Origin of the sequence: Streptomyces sp. col6 (genome assembly GCF_008042035.1) — a bacterium.
Lineage (GTDB): Bacteria > Actinomycetota > Actinomycetes > Streptomycetales > Streptomycetaceae > Streptomyces.
In genome coordinates, this window is the sequence record NZ_RDBL01000027.1 from 92,176 (window position 1) to 107,829 (window position 15,654).

A 15,654-nucleotide genomic window follows, 5' to 3' on the forward strand; every position below is an offset into this window, starting at 1 on the left:
CCACGGACCGCCGATGTGGCAACCCGAAATCTGTATGTGTGACATGAGTGTGGCGGGGCAGGCGGTTGCCTGGAGGTAATAACAATGGTTCCCCTGCTGCTCGTTCTTCTGCTCGCCCTGATTCTTTTCGGTGCTGGTTTTGCGCTGAAGGCGCTCTGGATTGTCGCCGCGATCGTTCTTGTTCTGTGGCTGGTGGGCTTCGTGGCCCGTCCCAAGGGCGGTAGCGGCCGCTGGTACCGCTGGTAAATTCACCAGCCAGCCTCCGGCACGTGTCCATGATTTTGCCTCGGTGTCCATGAATCCCGCGAATCGGGGTAGGGATAAATCAGGGCCGGGGTGTTGTCCGTGGCGCATAGGGGAACTATGGGCCTCCAGCACGGACACCACCCCGGCTCCTGAGCCTTCCCAACCCCGTGTTGAGGTGTCGTGAAGGGCCTAGGCAGCCCGGAACACTGCCGAGTGCCGCATCAGACAAGCTCAAGTAGTGGCTCGGCCTGGCCACCCGCTACGACAAGACCGCCACCGTCTACCTCGCCGGACGCCGCATAGCAGCCATCCTCATCTGGTCAGCGAAATGATCCGAAGGAAAAGGTCTAACCCTTGCTCGGCGGGCGCTTGGCCGCCTCAGTCCACGTCTTCGTCATTGTCTTCCTCTTCCTCCTCCATGCTCTCGAGCGCGGAGTGGGACAGTGCCGAGAAGCTTGGGTAGTGCGTGGTGTCGCCGTACTTCGGCGTGAATTCGTAGGCGGCCCACTCGCCGTCCAGCCTGACGTCGGCCGGATCGAGCAGCCAGAAGTCCTCTCCGCGGGCGATCTGGATGGACCGGCGGAATAATTCGACGTCTTCCTCGTTGCCGGGTATCGAGGCGTAGGTCTCGATCACTCGCGCTCCGGCCTCGCTGTCCCGCATCCCCACCACGCGCTCACACGGATGGACCTCGTCCACGTGGCCGTCAAGGCGCGTCCACCCATTGCTCGACAGGAAGAATCCCTGCAAGGCGGGGGAGATCGCATTCCTAGCCGCATCTCGGAAGCCGCCAGGACTTCCTCCTGTGCGGGCGGTTGACCGAGCCACGCCTCAATGCGCTCCCCTTGGTCCAGGGCCGCCAGCTGATCTTCGTCCAGCAGATCAGCCAGTCCTTCATCGTCGGCATGGCGCTTCACATACAGCTCGCCATACCGATCCAGGAAGGCACGCCACCTCCTGGGGCGTGGGTTCCTCAGCTGTGGGAGGATGCGTGTAGCGGCCACATCGGATCGTCCTCGGTGCGTGCCTGCTGGTCGGGCCGGTCGCGGGGGAGAGGCATCTCGGTGCTGGGGGCGGGCTCGGGCGGGGTCTCGGCCATGAGAAATCGCACTCTCTGTGGGGCAGCGGGCACCTGAGGGGGCCTCGCCGGACGCCCCTCCGGGTGCCCCGTTGGCTGGATTCGACACGGAAATCCGCAGCAGCTGGTGCCGCGTCAGGCAACGTTCGCCCTACTGCGCACCGGGGCGCGTGGTGCCGTTCAGGCGAGGGCCGTCAGGAACTATGCATCGTCCAACGCCGTGTGAGGCGGGTGGACGCGGTCGTAGACGAGGGAGAGCGTTCCGTACTCGCCTGCCTTCTGGGTGGTGAGGTTCCACTGCGCGGCGGGCAGGCCGTCGTCGAAGAGGCGGGGGCCGCTGCCGAGGAAGACCGGGAAGACCGTGAGGGCCAGCCGGTCGACCTGGTCAGCCGCCAGCAGGGCCTTGATGACGCTCGCGCTGGAGAGCACGAGAATGTCGCCGCCCTCGGCGGCCCTCAGGTCCGTCACCGCCTCGGCCACGGGCTTGTCGACGATCGTCGTCCGCTCCCACGGGGCTTCGTCCAGTGTGGAGGAGAGCACCACCTTGTCGGTGTCGACGAGCCATTTGGCGAAGCCCTCGTCGCGCGGGTCGGCGCCATCCATGCCGATGACGGTCGGCCAGAAGCCGAGGAAACCCTCCGCGTTGACCCGGCCGAGCAGGGCCGTCGTGGCCGGCTCCCAGAGGTTGGTCAGGTGGTCGCGTGCAACGTCCGTCACGGCGTATGGCATCACCCAGCTCATGTCGAGCGGGTTGTCCGGTGCCGCGTAGCGGCCGTCGAGGGAGAGGGCGATGTTGGTGACCACCCGGCGGCGGTCGGTCTGCGCTGTCATGTCGCGCTCCTGGGTTCGGTGGTGTCGAGGGTGTGGTCCGTGGGGTCGCCGGTAGCGTGCGCGACCTCGGCGAGGGCGGCGGCGAGCCTGTCGAGACTCTGGCCGTAGCCGATCTCGATGCCGGCCACGAAGTCCGGCGAGTCGATGGTGCTGTCGGTGATGCGCCAGTGGACGTCGAGGTCCGTGCCGGCGGCGGTGGGCCGCAGGTCCATGCAGATGTGCGCGGTGAAGGCGGGGCTGTCGTCGGGGAGCAGCGGGAAGAGCCGGTAGGCGAGGTGTGCACCGGGGCGTGCGTCCTCGACCAAGCCCTCGGCGCGTCCGGCGACCGCGTCGGTGCCGTCGATGTCCTCCGCGTCGCGGTACTCCTGAACGATCCGTCCTCCGGGCCGCGCCTCGAAGACGAGCGTGGAGACGCGGAGGTCGTCCGGAGTCCACCAGAGGGCGAGCAGGTCGGCCTCCGCGAGATGGCGCCAGACCAGCTCGGGGCGCCCGCTCAGTGACCGGTGGAACCGGAACGAGCGGCCGTCGGCCCACCCGTCGTCCTTCGCGGCGAGCCGTTCCGCGTCCAGTGTGAGCCCGTAGCGCTCGAACGCCGCGCGCGGGCCGCCCGGTTCGTCGGCGCCGTCCGCGAGCCGGCCGAGCGCGGACGCCAGGTCGCGCAGAGGGCCAGGCTTCAGGACGTAGATGCGGCGCTGTCCGGTGCGCTGAGAGGTCACGACACCCGCGCGCTCCAGCATCTGGAGGTGCTTGGTGGTCTGCGGCTGGCGCGCCTTCGCCAGCTGGGCAAGAACGCCGACCGAGCGGGGCTGCTCGGCCAGCAGGCCGACCAGCCGCCAGCGCGCCGGGTCGGCGAGCGCGGTAAGTGCGGCCAAGTGGGGATCGTCGTCCATGGCCAGAAGTATTCCTCTCAGGGAATATTCGTGTCAAGGAATGCGCTCCTGATGTGAAGCCGCCTTCCCCTGTCCCATGCGAGCGGCTACAGCCCTGCGTCTTACATCGAGCAGACACCCAGGGCCAAGCCACCGCGTGGGGCAGTCTCGGCATCATCCTGCGTGACTCGCGGAGGTCTTGGCTGAGCACCTGCTCCTGGTGATCTACGCCTACGGCACGAACACCGGCATCGTGGCCGTCGCTGACGGCGGCCACGGCCCCACCGAGGACGAACTGTGTTACGTGTGCCGCCGGTACCTGACCGCGGAGACGGCCCGGCAGATCGCCATCGACATCGCGGACGCCACCTTCGCCCGCCCGCAGTACCGAGTTGTATCGAGGGCGCCATGCGGCACAGCACCACCATGGACGTCAAGGCCACCTACACGGAGTCGCATGGCCGGTCGGAAACGGGTGCGGCATCACAAGGCTTCTGCACTTCGACCTCTTGCCGCGTCTCAAGCGGATCAACAAGGTTCTGGAGGGACGAGAGTTCCCTTTCGCGGACGGCGGCGCCGTCGTGGTCGCACCTGCTGCCGCGCGGTGCTAGCTGTAGCTGATCGTCTTCTTGAAAGCGTCCATGTTGGCATTCACCACGTACTGGCACCCATTGAGAAACTGCTCCTCGGTGTCCGTGGGAAAGCCGTTGACCCTCACCAGCTCGGCGAGCGAGTCGTACTCGTTCAGCGCCCGCTGGCGCATCTCCGGGGTCTCGAGCACCTCCTTGCGGTGGAACTGGGATTCCGCCGATCCGCCGGCCACGGCGAAAATCGCGTACTGCGACAGCGTCTTCTCCAAGGTGAGCCCCTGCGTGGAGACCACCTTGTTGAAGGCCGCGATGGCGACTGTCGGGTTGCCCGCGGCCCGGCGTAACTCGGGCCCCTGGATGAGGGCCACGACCTTCGCGCAGTGCTTCCGGCCCTCGGCCGGCAGGCCCTCGAAGGCGTCGCCCGGGTGGGAGAGGGCGTGGACGAAGCGGCTGGCGAGGGCCGCGTCATCCAGGCCGGTGTGGATCCGGGCCAATGAGAAGAGTTCCTCGTAGGCGTGCTTGTCCGAGTCGCCGAGCAGAAAGTTGCTGGTGTGGCCGATTGTGTACTTGCTGTCGGGCACAGGGTTGTAGGTGAAGCCCGAGACTCCCTTCTTGGTGTCCCGGAGCTCGTCGAGCTCCTTCTGCCTGCTCACGTCGGAGGCTCGGCGACGGAAGATGGCGAGCCGGCTGATCTTTTCCTGGCCCGTGATCTCCACCGCCGGTTCGACCCCCTCCGCCGGCTCGGGGCTGCCGGTCCGCACGGGGCCGGGCGCAACTGTGGGCAGGCCCGCCGCCGTGGCCTGGTTGACCAGCTGCAACGCGCTGTTGAGGAGTTCGTCGTAGCTGCGGAAGCGACGGTAAAAGGCTTCGGCCTCGGCCATCTGCCTGGCCTGGGCGACGACGGTCTTCTTCACCTCCCCGGTCCAGTGCCTCTGGCCGCCCTTCGCCTTGTCGAATGGCCTCGGTGAGTTCCTCGGCGTTCCCCGCGTCGTACGTCTTGCTGGTCATTTGAAAGGTCCGCTGCACGGGCGCCCCGCCGCCCGCCGTCGACGGTCCGCGCCCCGCGTCCACAGCCTCGCGCTGGACCGGGGAGGACCCGGACATCACCCGGTGCGCGTTCTCCTCAGCGGCCCGCTCGAACCGGTCTGACAGATTGCTGTCCTTGAGACCGTAGCCGCTGTCCGTGCCGGCGACCGGGCCCTTCCGCTGCTGGATGACGTGCGTGAGTTCGTGCGCGAGGGTGTGCTTGTCGGCGCCACCGTCGCCGGTGACGACGTGGTTGCCCGAGGTGTAGGCGTGAGCCCCCACTTCCGCCGCTGAGGCTCGCGCGGTCGTGTCCGTCTGGGCGCGGACGTCTGCGAGGTCCGCGCCCAGACGCGTTTCCATCTCGGTGCGCGTGTCGTCGTCGAGGGGGCTGCCCGGGGAGCGCAGGACGTCGGGGACGGCGGAGCACTGTACGGGGCGCTCGGCCGGCTGGTGACCGCAGCCGGCGCTGTGCTCGTGCTCTTCGTGGGCCCAGGGGTATCCGGTCCGGTTGAGTATCTGGACGACTGCCGCGTTGCCGACGCTGCCCTGGAGGGCCAAGAGCCCGGGGAGCGGTATCGCGCCGCGGCCGACAGGCGTTCGGGCCGATGATCGAAGAGATTCATGCCGAGTCGGGCGGTACCTATGGTGCCCGCGGATCACGCGAGCCCTGGGGCGCAAGGGCGTCGAGGTGGCCCGCTGCACCGTCGAGCGGCTGATGGCCGAGCTGGGTCTGGAGGGCGTCATCCGTGGTCGACAGCGCCGGACCACGGTTTCAGAGCCGTCGGCGCCGCGTCCGCCTGACCTGGTCGACCGCGACTTCACCGCCTCGCAGCCGGATCAGCTGTGGGTGGCGGACATGACCTATACCGCACCTGGTCGGGGTGGGCGTATGTGGCGTTCGTCCTGGATGTGCACTCGCGGATGATCGTCGGGTGGCAGGTCGCGAACCACATGCGGACCGAACTCCCCCTGGATGCCCTGGAGATGGCCTTGTGGAGACGGAGGATCAAGAAGGACTCCGGCTTCATTCACCACAGCGACCGAGGGTCGTAATACGTATCAATTCGGTACACCGACCGGCTCGCCGACATCGGCGCCTCCGCGTCGGCCGGCTCGGTCGCGGACTCGTATGACAACGCGATGGCCGAGGCCCTGAACGGCACCTTCAAGGCCGAGCTGATCGAGATGCAGAGCCCCTGGAAGGACGTCGCCCAGGTCGAACGCGCGATCTTCCAATGGATCGCCTGGTACAACGATGAGCGTCTGCACTCCGCGCTCGACTACGTGCCGCCTGCCGAGTACGAGGAAGCCTTCTGGTAGAGCCAGGAGCAAACCCCGCAGTCCGCCTGAAGCAAGATCACCGGACTCTACGAAACTCGGTACAGCTCACTGGCCTGGATGATGCACGCCCGCCGCCACGCGGGGGACTACGAACGCCTCATCCAGCACTCCGAAACCCTCATCACCTGGGCCGCTATTACCCTCATGGCCCGCCGCATCACGCGTACAAACCTCCGATGGAACAAGCCCCCGAAGGCGACGCCCACCCGTATGGACCGACAGAGAGTCGATGCGCTGTCCATCAGATCAGCGGCAGGCCCGTGGCGCTGACGTCACAGACGTCCTATGCCTCGGGCGCAAGAAGCACGGCGCAGCCTCCGGCCGTCAATAGCCCGCCTGCCAGGAAAGCGCCAGTCACGTCGGCGAGCGGCAGGATCAGTGCGCCGAGTGCGGCCCCCGCGGCGATGCCGGCGTTGTACGTGCCTGAGTTCGCCGCCAGTGCCATGTCTGTGCGGCCTGGGGCGCAGTGGAGCATCTCGTTTTGCGTGGCCATGAATACCGGTCCGAGCGCACCGCCCATCAGCATCAGGAACAGCACTGCGGTGATCTGGTCGGTGCCCGTCGCATAGAGGCCGAGTATGCCCACAGCTTGGGTCGCTACCGCGGATATCAGTACGGTGCGCGGACTGCGGTCCAGCAGCACTCCTGTGATGCTGACCCCGACCAGACACGCGGCGCCGAAGGCGATGAGCAGGACGCTGACCGTGTTCGGGGCGAACCTGCTCACATCTTCCAGAAACTTCACGAGGTAGGTGAATCCTGCGAAAGCTCCTGCCGCCGACATGGCCCCGGCCAGCAGCACGATCCTGAACCGGTGAGGGTCGGGGCTGGTGCCGTAGGCGGCTGGCTCTGCCTCCGGATGTGAGGTCGGCAGCAGAACTGCGATCGTGATGAAGGAGATGAGTCCCAGACCGGCCAGCGTTGCGATAGGCACTGGCCACTCGGCCCGATGGCCCAGCCAGGTTCCGACGGGCACGCCGACGACGAGAGCGAGGGAGCCTGCGACCGACAGCGCTCCTATTACACGGCCGCGGATCTCAGGGGCAAACAGGCCCGCCGCTACCGGTCCCATCACGGCCCAGAACAGCGCCTGGGCCAGAGCGGTCAGCAGCCTTGCCCCGAGGAGCAGCCAGTAATGGTTGGCCAGCGACGCAACCAGGCTCGACACGACCAGGGCTGCCAGTACCCCGCTCAGCACACGGCGTCGGGGCACGGTCCGTGTGACGTGGGCAAGCGGAATGGACGCAATGGCCACGGCGACTCCGTATCCCGTGACGAGCAGACCGACCGCCGACACGGACACCCCGAGGCTCCCCGAGATGAGCTCCAAGAGGCCAATCGGGAGATTCTCTGCTGTGTTGAAGGTGAAAGCAGCCAGCATCAGGGCAGCGAGAACGGCCGAGCGCCGCCACCGCGCGACTACCTGATTATTTCCCGACTCCGCGACACCACCCATGAACCCATCCCAACGAGCCACATAGGTCAGCCGCAACCGAATTGCACCAGGCGGACAAGCGCAGCGAGGTGCCTGCTCAGTCCCGTCTAACTCATTGTTTCAGAATGAGTTGAACTCCGGGCTTTGCGCTCGACGATCCTGGTCGGCAGAGCGGAGCGGCTCTCCTGTCAGGTGACAACCAGCCGCTGCCTGCCGTCGATGAGTTCGAGCACGGCGTCCAGGTGGCCGGCGTGGGTGGCGGTCTCAGTGATCACGTGCAGGATGACCTCGCGGACGTTGTCGTACCGCCAGCTGCCGAAGAAGTCTGGCCACCAGCCCGGGGCCGCGTCCAGGTCGGCGCCGGCCAGGAAGGCGTCCGCGAGCTCGCCTTCCTGGCGGTAGAGGGCGAAGACCTCCTCGGCTGTCATCTCCGAGGTGGGCTGCCACGCGTTTTCGCCGGATCCGAGGATCTCCTCGATCGCCGCTCGTTCTCCCGCCGCAACCGCGCGGAACCAGAACTTCTCGTCGTCCAGGGCAAGGTGGTGCACCAGCCCCAGGCACGTCCAGCCGGACGGTAGCACCGGGCGCCGCTGCGCTTCCTCCTCCAGGCCCTCCAGGATATCCAGGACGTGCTTGCGCTTGCTGTTCAGGACGCCGAGCAACGTGGTCAGTTCAGTGTCAGTCATGGGCCGAACAACTGCTGCCGAAACTCGGGTTCTGGCTCACTTTTCGTGGAGGGCTGACTGAGTGTGATGTCAGTTCTGTGTGGTTTCGTCGTAGTCCCGCCCCGCCTGCAGACGACGCGTCAGCCGCATCGCCCCGGGCACCATCGCCTGCACCACCAATCGCGCCGCGAGCAAGGCCCCGGCCCTCTCACCGGCCGCCCGCTCCAGGAGGACCCGGAGCCACCGGTCGCTGTGCGCACGCCCCTGGGTCCGGTCGCGGCGCCCGAGTTCGGCCAGCACCCCCTGCAGGCCACCCGTCGCCATGGTGTCGGTGAGCGGGACGCTGCTCGCGCGCAGCCAGCCCAGCACCGTTGCCGTATGGCCCGGCTTGGCGCAGACGACGTCCCACTCGGCGTTCAGCGACTCAAAAGCCCGTGTTCCATTCACGACAGCTCCCGTTCAGGTGATGCCGTGAATGTTTCTCAGACCCCCCGACCCAATCGCTGACCCAAACCCCCGAATGCGCAGGTCAGACGGTTGTCCAAACGCTGACCCCGGCGCCAGGGCAGGACCCGACCGCGAGCGTCAGCGCGGGGGCAGTGCCAGGTCAGCGGCCTTGGTGCAGGCGCGGCGCGCCGATGGTCGGGGTCCGCACGCTGGAAAGCGGCGTTGGCGGCAGGGCTCGCCGACCCCGACGATTGAGCCTTGTTGGACCTGACGCGAACGGAAGGCTGTCTCGTGGCCGTTCAGCTTCGGCGCTCGATGAGGCGGACAAGGGATTCTGTGGGCCGGCAGAGCCACTGCAGGAGCGGGTTGGTGACGACGAAGTAGTGAATGCTGACCCGGCCATGCTCCTTGTCCAGGATCTGCGTGGCCTCATCGCGGTAGATGTAGCGGAGATAGCGGCGGCGGATCGGCTCTCCCGCTATCAGCAGTACTGGTGAGGCGACAATGAGGGCCAGCGGGACCAGGACTCTCGCGATCGTGAGCTTGGCTCTCTCCTCATAGTGCATGCGTCCAGTGTCGGGTGCCGGGACTGGTGCGGGAAGGAATCAGCTGGMATTGGGCACACCTCTCACGAGGGTGCGCACGCTGCTCTGGAGGTGCTGCCCGCGGCTCTCCTATCCGCGCCGCTCTGTGATTCGTACGTCCAGACGTTGCCTGCGTTGCGGCCGCGGCGGCGCATCACTGTCCCGAGGGCGGCCGTGAGATCGTCCTTGACCTCGGCGAGGAGCTGGGCGCCGAAATAGGGGCGTGAAATGTGCCACTCACCAGGAGGTGATGGACCGGCTGCTCTCTGGCCACGTCGTGCGTGTCGAGAGGGTCTGAGCCACCCACAGCACAGTCATCACCTGCGCCCTCGTGCCTGTGCGCTGGGTCCGCGCGGCATGCTGGCCGGCATGGACTTCCACCGGGTCGAGCGCGTTCCTGAGGCGTATCAGTGGTCACTGACGGGGCGGGAGATCACCGCGATCTGCCGACGCGCCTTCGGTTCCGCAGTGGTTCTCGTCTCCGCGGTCGAGCTGGGTACGGGGGTGTACAACAACGTCTACGGGCTGACGTGGACCGGCCGGGCGGAACCGGTGATTCTGCGGGTCGCGCCGGAGGAGTCCCGCCAGTTCCGCAGCGAGCGCCACCTGGTGCGCGACGAGTATGCCACCCAGCCTGGCTGGCTGTGATCGCGCCGCTGATGCCCCGGGTGCTCGTCGCGGACTGGTCGGCGGTGACGCCGCTCGGGAGCAGGCGGCAGAAGCGGGACTATCCGTTCTCATAGGTCGTCCGGGACGAGCGCAGCACGCACTCCAACACCCTTCCCATCATGATCGTTGAACACAGGCCACTCGGCTGAACTCGTTGTGAAGGGATCAAGGTTGGGTGAAAAGGCTGCAGGCGTGCAGTACTGAGGTCTGGAGCCATGGGCCGTTGCCCCTCAGTGGAAGACGAGCACGAGCAGCGCGCCGAGCGCCATGACGGCCAGTCCTGTACCCCAGAACAACTTGACGCCGCCCCACTCGTCGGCGAAATCGATCTCGTCGAGCGTTCCCGTCCTGGCCCGCTTCGGCTTCCTCCGGTCGTACACCACGGGGACGACACTCCCCACAGGCCCGGCCGGGTCCCTGCCGATTTCGATGAAGCGGGGCGGACGCATGGGATCGCCCCCAGGGATGAGCACGTCGTAAAAGACGCGACGTCCCTTGCTGATCCACTCATCCAGCGTGGGGATCGCCTCTCCCTCGACTCCGTAGAGCTTCAGTGCTCGTAGCTTCAGAAAAACCACGAGTCCTCCGGAATTGAGAAAACAGATCAGCATCCCCAACGGGATCAGAAGCACTCCGATGTTGGCCAGAACTGTAGCCACGGGACCCCCTGCTTCTTCGCACACTCTCTCGGTGAGGGGTGATCTTAGCTTTATGTGTGATAGGACGTCAGTCGTGAGGCAGGACTTGCCCAGCGAGGTTCCCGAGCAGGTACCAGGCGAGATCGGTTTCTGGCTCGCGCCCGCCGCACACGGCGGCAACCTCATGATCCCCGTGTCTGAGGAAGCCCGCCCCCCATACGCGCATCTGCGCAGGCTCGGGGGTAGAAACGCCATGTCGCACAGTGGGCTTCAATTTGAAACGGTCAGTAAGCGCCGTTGGGTCACCTCGCGATACTTGCCCACGCCTTCCTCGCCGCCCACGAACGCATCCAAGGCCAAGCCCCGGACGGCCTGCTCCCGCTGACCTGCAACGAGATCCTGCACCTGTTCGCAACGCTCGCAGCTGCCCAGCCGTCCTCACGACCTTCCGGTTCCACTGGTCTGTATGGCGACGACGCCATCAAGAGCGCGCCCGGACCAGCCACTACCAGCGGCACGCTGCCCATCAGTACGGCTGCAACTCTCATCCCGTTCACAGCTGGTGAATCCAGGCGTTGACCAGAACCGCCCCGCCAAGCAGCGAGAGTACGGTGGCCAACACCGGCAGGGTTCCGACGAGGCGACCCCACATCCCGCCCGCGAGCCGGGAATGCAGCCGGTCGAGCAGCCACAGCAGTCCTAGACCGGCGGCCGCGGTGAGCAGGCCGACGCCGAAGTGCGCAAGCCATGCGCCACCCGTCGTGGGACCGCCCCACGCGGTGGTGTACGGACCGGGCTGAACGAGCGGGTAGAAAACCCCCCGCAGCACGAACAGGAGTTCCAGGCCGATCGGGATCAGCGTGAGGAGCCCGAGCGGTATGGCGAGCAGCCCGTGTACCAACAGCCGCACCGCACTGGGCCGGTGACCGTTCGCGATGTCCTCCCCGGCAAGGCGCCCCCACCAACGGCGTGCTGCCTCAGGTCGTCCGGTGGCGACCGCGGCGACCGCGGCGAGGGAGACCGGCAGGAGCGCGGCACCCACAGCCGCGCGCTGTATGAAAGCTGTGGACGGGTGAGCGTGCGCCTTGGCGGGGCCGCTGCCGTGCCGCGAAGCTACTTCCCTCATGACCTGATCCTCACGCTGTGGCCGGCGGTGTGTTCCATCGACCCCGGGAAACTAGGCGCAAGGACTCGCTCTGTGCATCACTCCACGGAGCCAGGACCAACCCCCTACGTGGGTAGGGGGTCGGTCCCCCGGGGGGCGGGTACGCCGAGGTCTGCCACCGCGTCTTCGGTCCGGCGGCGGTTCCCGTCTCCGCGATCGAGCATGGCACGGGGTTGTACAACAACGTTTACCGCCTGACTCGGACCGGCCTGGCGGAACCGGGTGCCCTGATCCGACCGCCCCGGCCACCGGGACAGGAGTGGTGTTGTGACCGATCGCGCCCCGCTGATGTTCCTGCTGGTGGGGCTCACTGGTTTGGGAAAGACGACCTACGCCCAAGTGCGGCTGGAGCCTCGGGGCGCTATACGGCTGTCGGCGGATGAGGTGGTTTTTGAACGTCATGGCCGGTACGGCGTCGACTACCGGCCGGACACGTACTTCGGGAAGGAGGCCGCGGTCGTCGCCGAACTGCGCAGGCAGCTCGTGGAACTGCTGGCCGCCGGCCGGGACGTGGTGTGGGACCACGGTCTGTGGCGCCGCGGGGACCGCGACGCGATGAAGGAACTGGTGGAGTCGGCCGGTGGCCGGTGGCGGCTGCTGTACTTCCTGGCGGAATACGACGAACTGCTCCGCCGTCTGGCGCACCGCAACGAACGGGCGGACGCCAACGCACTGGCGGTGACGCCTCAGGCCCTGGCCGACTTCGCCGCCCGCTTCGAGGTGCCCCGGGGTGAGGGGAGGAAATCATCCGGCCCGGACGGTCCTGAGAGCCGGCACACGCGCGGTCCATTGCCTTCACGCTCCCGGTGCGCTCCCGGTGATGATTGCGTCGGCAACCTTGGCCAGGACCGCGGCGCTCGCCGGGATGTCGTGGTTGAGCCGGACAGCACGGTGAGGCAGTTCGGCGAGACGCGAGGCGACCTCGGCTCGGGCGCTTTCGCGGCCGCCCCCGTCCACGCCCTGCGCCTGCCCGAAGACGTCGGGGTAGCGGTCCTCCGTCTTCCCGGACATGAAGTCCGCCTCGCCCAGCGTCCGGGTGCCGTCGGTGATGTCCGGCGCTGCGTCGGCGTCGATCTGAGGGAAGAGGAGGCCGGCCGCCCGGCCGCTGGTGGCCAGCGGGACGTCGAACAGGTCCGGGAACTGGTCCGGGAACACCTGGACCTTCCGCTCGCGCTTTGCGTTCTCCCACAGCGGCGTGTGGTCGCCGGCGAGCAGCGCCTCGGTCACTGACTCGTGCTGTGTCGGGTGGAAGCTGCCGCCGGAGCGCAGGTGCTCGCGCGCCTTGTCCTCCCAGCCGAGCGAGTGGAGGAGGCCGAGGCCGAGGGCGGCGGCGGACGGCCAGGGCACGACCTCGACGTCCCGCTCGCCGGTCGGCCGCACCAGCACCCGGTCGTTGGCCAGGAGCTGCCAGCCGTTTGAGGCGAGCAGCAGCGCCGTGCTCGTCTTCCCGGCGCCCTTGTCGCCGAAGGTGAGGAGCGTCGCGCCGTCGGCCGGTCGTACAACGGCGGAGGAGTGGAGTACGGCCCACCCGTCGCTCAGGAGCTGGCCGCGGATCGCCTCCCGGGCGATGCGCGCGGCGGCCAGGGCGAGCGGCTGCACGTCGGTGCTGGACAGGACCATGCGGCCTGAGGAGGGCGTGCTGCGGTACGCGATGCCCTCGCACGGCGATGTCGCGATGATGTCGTCCCCGTCCCGTGCCACCAGCAGCTGGTGCCTCGCGTATTCGACGGTGTCCGTGGCCCGGCCGTCGCCGACGAGACGGGTGACCGCCTCGTAGTCGTCCGGATCGACGTCCGCGACCACCAGGGCGGCGGAGAACACGCCAGCCGCCTTCACCGGCACGGCGTTCCACCAGGGTCCGAAGTAGCGCAGGGCCCAGTCGGTGACCTCCGGCCGGTTGCTGAGCACGGTGACGGCCGCTGCGGCGGCCTTGAGTCGGGTGGCGGTGATCATGTAGCGATCCTCTCGGGGAGAGCAGGGAGTTGGGCGTATGCGTCGCGAAGACTGCTGGCCGCAGAGTCCAGACACAGGCGTTCGGAACGCGTCAGGGGCGGCAGGGCCGGCACGGCCTCGCCTCCGGTGAAGCGCAACGGAATTCCGAGGTGAACGTCCCCGTACGGGACGGACAGCTCCTCGACGCCGTCGACCAGGCCGAGGGCCTTGCGGAGCGTGGAGAGCACCGCGCCCGCAGGCCCGTAGCGGGTACGGCCGATGCCGGTGCGGATCAGCGCCGGCCGCTGCTGGAGGTCTGCCACGATGGTACGCACCGGGACCGCGATCGGGCGGCCGTCGACGGTGGTCGTCGACGCGCACACCACGGCGCGGTCACCGTGCTCGCCGATGACGTGGCCGCACACCCGCGCGGGGGCGACCTGGGCGTACCGGGCGAGCAGAATGCGGTAGCGGGCCGAGTCCAGATTCGAGCCGATCCCGAAGACCCGGGAGCAGCCCGACACGTCGGCGAACCGACGGGCCATCACGTCGACCGGGTTCGTCACGACGAGGACCGTCCCGCCGTACCCGCGCAGCTGACGCGCCAGCTCGCCGACCGCGGGAGCGTTCGCCGCCGCGCCGCCGCGCCGGATGTCCCGCCGGGCCGTGTTCGTGAAGTCGCTCCGCAGAGCGATCACCACCCCGTCGCAGCCGTGGAGGTCATCGACCTCACCGGCCTCGATGAGGGAGCGTGACCGGGCGGTGTGCGCGAGGTCCTGGAGGTCGGCGCACAGGCCCTGCACCTGATCGGGTCGCCGGGACACGAGCAGCAGCCGGCCGGGCAGGCCTGCGGCAACGAGGGCGGCAGCGACGCTCTGCCCCACCGCACCCGTCCCGACGATCCCGACCACCGGGGCCATCACCGGGCGCTCCCGGCGGCCGCGTCGATCGTGGAGAGCACCCTGTCCAGGAGCCGGGCGCCGGACAGCGACCCGACCAGGAGCGCACTCACGCGTTCCACGAGACCAGCCACGATAGGGGCCTGCGTGACGAGGAACTGCTGCTGCCGGGTCAGGGGCAGCCCCGGCGGAGCGCTGAGGCAGGTGCTCAGGATGCTCACCGTGTCCATGAGCCACAGGACCAGCACCTCCCGCAGCCGCCGCGGCTGCTCGCGTTCGAGCTGCGTCGCCACGTAGTGGTCGAGCGTCGAGGCCACGCCCTGAACGATCTGCCGTCCGGCAGCCGGGTTCGGGTGGTCGAGGGCGAGGAGGATCGACCGGCCCAGGAGCTTCGCGACGTCCGGCTCGGGTCCGGCAGCCCACTGCACCGCCGGGTCGATGAATCGGAGGCGGGAGCCATCCGTGAAGGTGTGCTCCGGCTTGAGGTCCCCGAACACGGCCGTGTCCCGCCGCGCCGACAGACCGTCGGCCATCTTGAGGAGCCGCCATACCGCGCTCTGTAAAAGGGCGTTGATCTGCTCGCGCTCGAACTCCTGCAGGCCGCTGTCCGCGCCGAGCGACCGCAGATAGTCCGCACCGGCCGGGCCGCCGAACTTCCTGCGGAACACGCCGGCGACGGAGCGCTCGATGATCGACGCCGCGTCACGCAAGACTTCGGCGCCGGCCGGGCCGTGGAGACCACGCAGCTCGACAAGGACCTGGTCCAAGAGCGCGGCCGTGTCCCACGGGCGGGCGGACAGCTCGTCGGCCAACGTTGCGCCCGGCGCGACTCGCGTGAGGAGGACGCCATCGCACAGACCCGCCGTCTTGCAGACCCGGGGCCGCCCCAGGCGCCGCAGGAGGCGAAGATGCTGCGCCTCGCGGGCGGTCAGCAGGTCGGCGCTCGTCACGTAGGCCCGCTGCGCCTCCAGCACGTTCTCCCACGGCCCGGCCGCCCCTCGCAGGATCGACACGAGGGACATGCCCAACCAGCTGTATTTCGCGATCAGCACCTCGCCGTCGACCATGACCCGGCAGACGTACGACGTGACGCTCGGGCTCTGTGGGCCGAGCACGGTTTCCTTCTCCGGCCACCGCTTCGCGACCGCCCGGGTGATGATCTCCTGAGTGGCGGTGCGTAGAGCGGGCACGTCTAACTGTCCGGTCTCCGTGGTGATGGTCACCATGCCTCCTTGTGGG

Annotated in this window: 18 protein-coding genes and 4 pseudogenes; 8 read left to right on the plus strand and 14 right to left on the minus strand. The window is 68.0% G+C overall.

The window, feature by feature from the left end; genetic code table 11:
• Nucleotides 1–84: 84 nt before the first annotated feature.
• The gene (locus EAO73_RS27430; protein ID WP_147974239.1) at nt 85–246 is read left to right on the plus strand and encodes a hydrophobic protein; all 162 of its coding nucleotides are present in this window, start codon (nt 85–87) and stop codon (nt 244–246) included.
• A 378-nt stretch (nt 247–624) separates the two neighbouring features.
• Here EAO73_RS27430 and EAO73_RS27435 read toward each other — a convergent pair whose 3' ends face one another.
• The 3 genes from EAO73_RS27435 to EAO73_RS27445 form a co-directional block, all read right to left on the minus strand.
• Nucleotides 625–882 (minus strand): hypothetical protein, encoded by a 258-nt coding sequence (locus tag EAO73_RS27435; protein WP_224756480.1) that lies wholly within the window; start codon nt 880–882, stop codon nt 625–627.
• Nucleotides 883–1,525: 643 nt separating this feature from the next.
• Nucleotides 1,526–2,155 (minus strand): dihydrofolate reductase family protein, encoded by a 630-nt coding sequence (locus EAO73_RS27440; RefSeq protein WP_147974241.1) that lies wholly within the window; start codon nt 2,153–2,155, stop codon nt 1,526–1,528.
• Nucleotides 2,152–3,045, minus strand: coding sequence for a metalloregulator ArsR/SmtB family transcription factor (locus tag EAO73_RS27445; protein WP_147974242.1), 894 nt, complete (start codon nt 3,043–3,045; stop codon nt 2,152–2,154). The genes EAO73_RS27440 and EAO73_RS27445 overlap by 4 nt, the downstream gene beginning before the upstream one ends.
• Before the next feature lie 178 nt (nt 3,046–3,223).
• Here EAO73_RS27445 and EAO73_RS37405 point away from each other — a divergent pair.
• Nucleotides 3,224–3,397: pseudogene (locus EAO73_RS37405) on the plus strand (Tn3 family transposase); the annotation flags it as partial.
• 234 nt (nt 3,398–3,631) lie between these two features.
• On the opposite strand, the gene EAO73_RS36825 reads toward EAO73_RS37405, so the two are convergent.
• Together EAO73_RS36825 and EAO73_RS36830 are read right to left on the minus strand one after the other, a co-directional pair.
• Complete coding sequence (locus EAO73_RS36825) at nt 3,632–4,528, minus strand: hypothetical protein (RefSeq protein ID WP_224756508.1); 897 nt, start codon at nt 4,526–4,528, stop codon at nt 3,632–3,634.
• Between the two features lie 343 nt (nt 4,529–4,871).
• A pseudogene (locus EAO73_RS36830) lies at nt 4,872–5,384 on the minus strand (DUF4157 domain-containing protein); the annotation flags it as partial.
• Between EAO73_RS36830 and EAO73_RS37410 the strand changes: the two are divergent.
• The 4 genes and pseudogenes from EAO73_RS37410 to EAO73_RS27475 form a co-directional block, all read left to right on the plus strand.
• Nucleotides 5,329–5,565 (plus strand): hypothetical protein, encoded by a 237-nt coding sequence (locus EAO73_RS37410; RefSeq protein ID WP_191134246.1) that lies wholly within the window; start codon nt 5,329–5,331, stop codon nt 5,563–5,565. The pseudogene EAO73_RS36830 and the gene EAO73_RS37410 overlap by 56 nt on opposite strands.
• Entirely contained in the window at nt 5,562–5,693 is a 132-nt protein-coding gene (locus EAO73_RS37415) for a hypothetical protein (protein WP_412075368.1), read from the plus strand. Before EAO73_RS37410 ends, EAO73_RS37415 begins: the two co-directional genes overlap by 4 nt.
• Before the next feature lie 87 nt (nt 5,694–5,780).
• Nucleotides 5,781–5,960: an integrase core domain-containing protein gene (locus tag EAO73_RS27470; RefSeq protein WP_147974246.1), complete on the plus strand. Its 180-nt coding sequence runs from the start codon at nt 5,781–5,783 to the stop codon at nt 5,958–5,960.
• Between the two features lie 66 nt (nt 5,961–6,026).
• A pseudogene (locus EAO73_RS27475) lies at nt 6,027–6,182 on the plus strand (IS5/IS1182 family transposase); the annotation flags it as partial.
• Between the two features lie 82 nt (nt 6,183–6,264).
• On the opposite strand, the gene EAO73_RS27480 reads toward EAO73_RS27475, so the two are convergent.
• The 4 genes from EAO73_RS27480 to EAO73_RS27495 all read right to left on the minus strand — a co-directional run bounded on the left by EAO73_RS27480 (nt 6,265) and on the right by EAO73_RS27495 (nt 9,094).
• Nucleotides 6,265–7,437 (minus strand): MFS transporter, encoded by a 1,173-nt coding sequence (locus EAO73_RS27480; RefSeq protein WP_224756482.1) that lies wholly within the window; start codon nt 7,435–7,437, stop codon nt 6,265–6,267.
• 167 nt (nt 7,438–7,604) lie between these two features.
• On the minus strand, nt 7,605–8,102 hold the full coding sequence (locus EAO73_RS27485) for a DinB family protein (RefSeq protein ID WP_147974247.1): 498 nt from the start codon (nt 8,100–8,102) through the stop codon (nt 7,605–7,607).
• A gap of 69 nt (nt 8,103–8,171) precedes the next feature.
• Nucleotides 8,172–8,528: a hypothetical protein gene (locus tag EAO73_RS27490; protein WP_147974248.1), complete on the minus strand. Its 357-nt coding sequence runs from the start codon at nt 8,526–8,528 to the stop codon at nt 8,172–8,174.
• Nucleotides 8,529–8,827: 299 nt separating this feature from the next.
• On the minus strand, nt 8,828–9,094 hold the full coding sequence (locus tag EAO73_RS27495; protein ID WP_147974249.1) for a hypothetical protein: 267 nt from the start codon (nt 9,092–9,094) through the stop codon (nt 8,828–8,830).
• Nucleotides 9,095–9,481: 387 nt separating this feature from the next.
• Between EAO73_RS27495 and EAO73_RS36160 the strand changes: the two genes are divergently transcribed.
• Entirely contained in the window at nt 9,482–9,760 is a 279-nt protein-coding gene (locus EAO73_RS36160; protein ID WP_191134273.1) for a hypothetical protein, read from the plus strand.
• 251 nt (nt 9,761–10,011) lie between these two features.
• On the opposite strand, the gene EAO73_RS27505 is transcribed toward EAO73_RS36160, so the two are convergent.
• Together EAO73_RS27505 and EAO73_RS27510 are read right to left on the minus strand one after the other, a co-directional pair.
• Entirely contained in the window at nt 10,012–10,440 is a 429-nt protein-coding gene (locus EAO73_RS27505) for a hypothetical protein (RefSeq protein WP_147974250.1), read from the minus strand.
• A gap of 532 nt (nt 10,441–10,972) precedes the next feature.
• Entirely contained in the window at nt 10,973–11,461 is a 489-nt protein-coding gene (locus EAO73_RS27510; protein ID WP_147974251.1) for a hypothetical protein, read from the minus strand.
• 411 nt (nt 11,462–11,872) lie between these two features.
• Here EAO73_RS27510 and EAO73_RS27515 point away from each other — a divergent pair.
• A pseudogene (locus EAO73_RS27515) lies at nt 11,873–12,250 on the plus strand (AAA family ATPase); the annotation flags it as partial.
• Between the two features lie 129 nt (nt 12,251–12,379).
• Here the strand turns inward: EAO73_RS27515 and EAO73_RS27520 are convergent.
• The 3 genes from EAO73_RS27520 to EAO73_RS27530 are packed head-to-tail and all read right to left on the minus strand — an operon-like array spanning nt 12,380 to nt 15,641.
• Nucleotides 12,380–13,537: a hypothetical protein gene (locus EAO73_RS27520; RefSeq protein WP_147974252.1), complete on the minus strand. Its 1,158-nt coding sequence runs from the start codon at nt 13,535–13,537 to the stop codon at nt 12,380–12,382.
• Nucleotides 13,534–14,436: a lactate/malate family dehydrogenase gene (locus EAO73_RS27525; RefSeq protein WP_147974457.1), complete on the minus strand. Its 903-nt coding sequence runs from the start codon at nt 14,434–14,436 to the stop codon at nt 13,534–13,536. Before EAO73_RS27525 ends, EAO73_RS27520 begins: the two co-directional genes overlap by 4 nt.
• Complete coding sequence (locus EAO73_RS27530) at nt 14,436–15,641, minus strand: hypothetical protein (protein WP_147974253.1); 1,206 nt, start codon at nt 15,639–15,641, stop codon at nt 14,436–14,438. Before EAO73_RS27530 ends, EAO73_RS27525 begins: the two co-directional genes overlap by 1 nt.
• Between the last annotated feature and the right edge of the window lie 13 nt (nt 15,642–15,654).

What these genes read in the sequence shown, in the direction of transcription:
- EAO73_RS27520 (WP_147974252.1), bottom strand. Translation starts at nt 13,537, where the DNA reads ATGATCACCGCCACCCGACTCAAGGCCGCCGCAGCGGCCGTCACCGTG.
- EAO73_RS36160 (WP_191134273.1), top strand. Translation starts at nt 9,482, where the DNA reads ATGGACTTCCACCGGGTCGAGCGCGTTCCTGAGGCGTATCAGTGGTCA.
- EAO73_RS27440 (WP_147974241.1), bottom strand. Translation starts at nt 2,155, where the DNA reads ATGACAGCGCAGACCGACCGCCGCCGGGTGGTCACCAACATCGCCCTC.
- EAO73_RS27485 (WP_147974247.1), bottom strand. Translation starts at nt 8,102, where the DNA reads ATGACTGACACTGAACTGACCACGTTGCTCGGCGTCCTGAACAGCAAG.
- EAO73_RS37415 (WP_412075368.1), top strand. Translation starts at nt 5,562, where the DNA reads ATGATCGTCGGGTGGCAGGTCGCGAACCACATGCGGACCGAACTCCCC.
- EAO73_RS27525 (WP_147974457.1), bottom strand. Translation starts at nt 14,436, where the DNA reads ATGGCCCCGGTGGTCGGGATCGTCGGGACGGGTGCGGTGGGGCAGAGC.
- EAO73_RS27430 (WP_147974239.1), top strand. Translation starts at nt 85, where the DNA reads ATGGTTCCCCTGCTGCTCGTTCTTCTGCTCGCCCTGATTCTTTTCGGT.
- EAO73_RS27495 (WP_147974249.1), bottom strand. Translation starts at nt 9,094, where the DNA reads ATGCACTATGAGGAGAGAGCCAAGCTCACGATCGCGAGAGTCCTGGTC.
- EAO73_RS27470 (WP_147974246.1), top strand. Translation starts at nt 5,781, where the DNA reads ATGGCCGAGGCCCTGAACGGCACCTTCAAGGCCGAGCTGATCGAGATG.
- EAO73_RS27445 (WP_147974242.1), bottom strand. Translation starts at nt 3,045, where the DNA reads ATGGACGACGATCCCCACTTGGCCGCACTTACCGCGCTCGCCGACCCG.
- EAO73_RS27530 (WP_147974253.1), bottom strand. Translation starts at nt 15,641, where the DNA reads ATGGTGACCATCACCACGGAGACCGGACAGTTAGACGTGCCCGCTCTA.
- EAO73_RS27480 (WP_224756482.1), bottom strand. Translation starts at nt 7,437, where the DNA reads ATGGGTGGTGTCGCGGAGTCGGGAAATAATCAGGTAGTCGCGCGGTGG.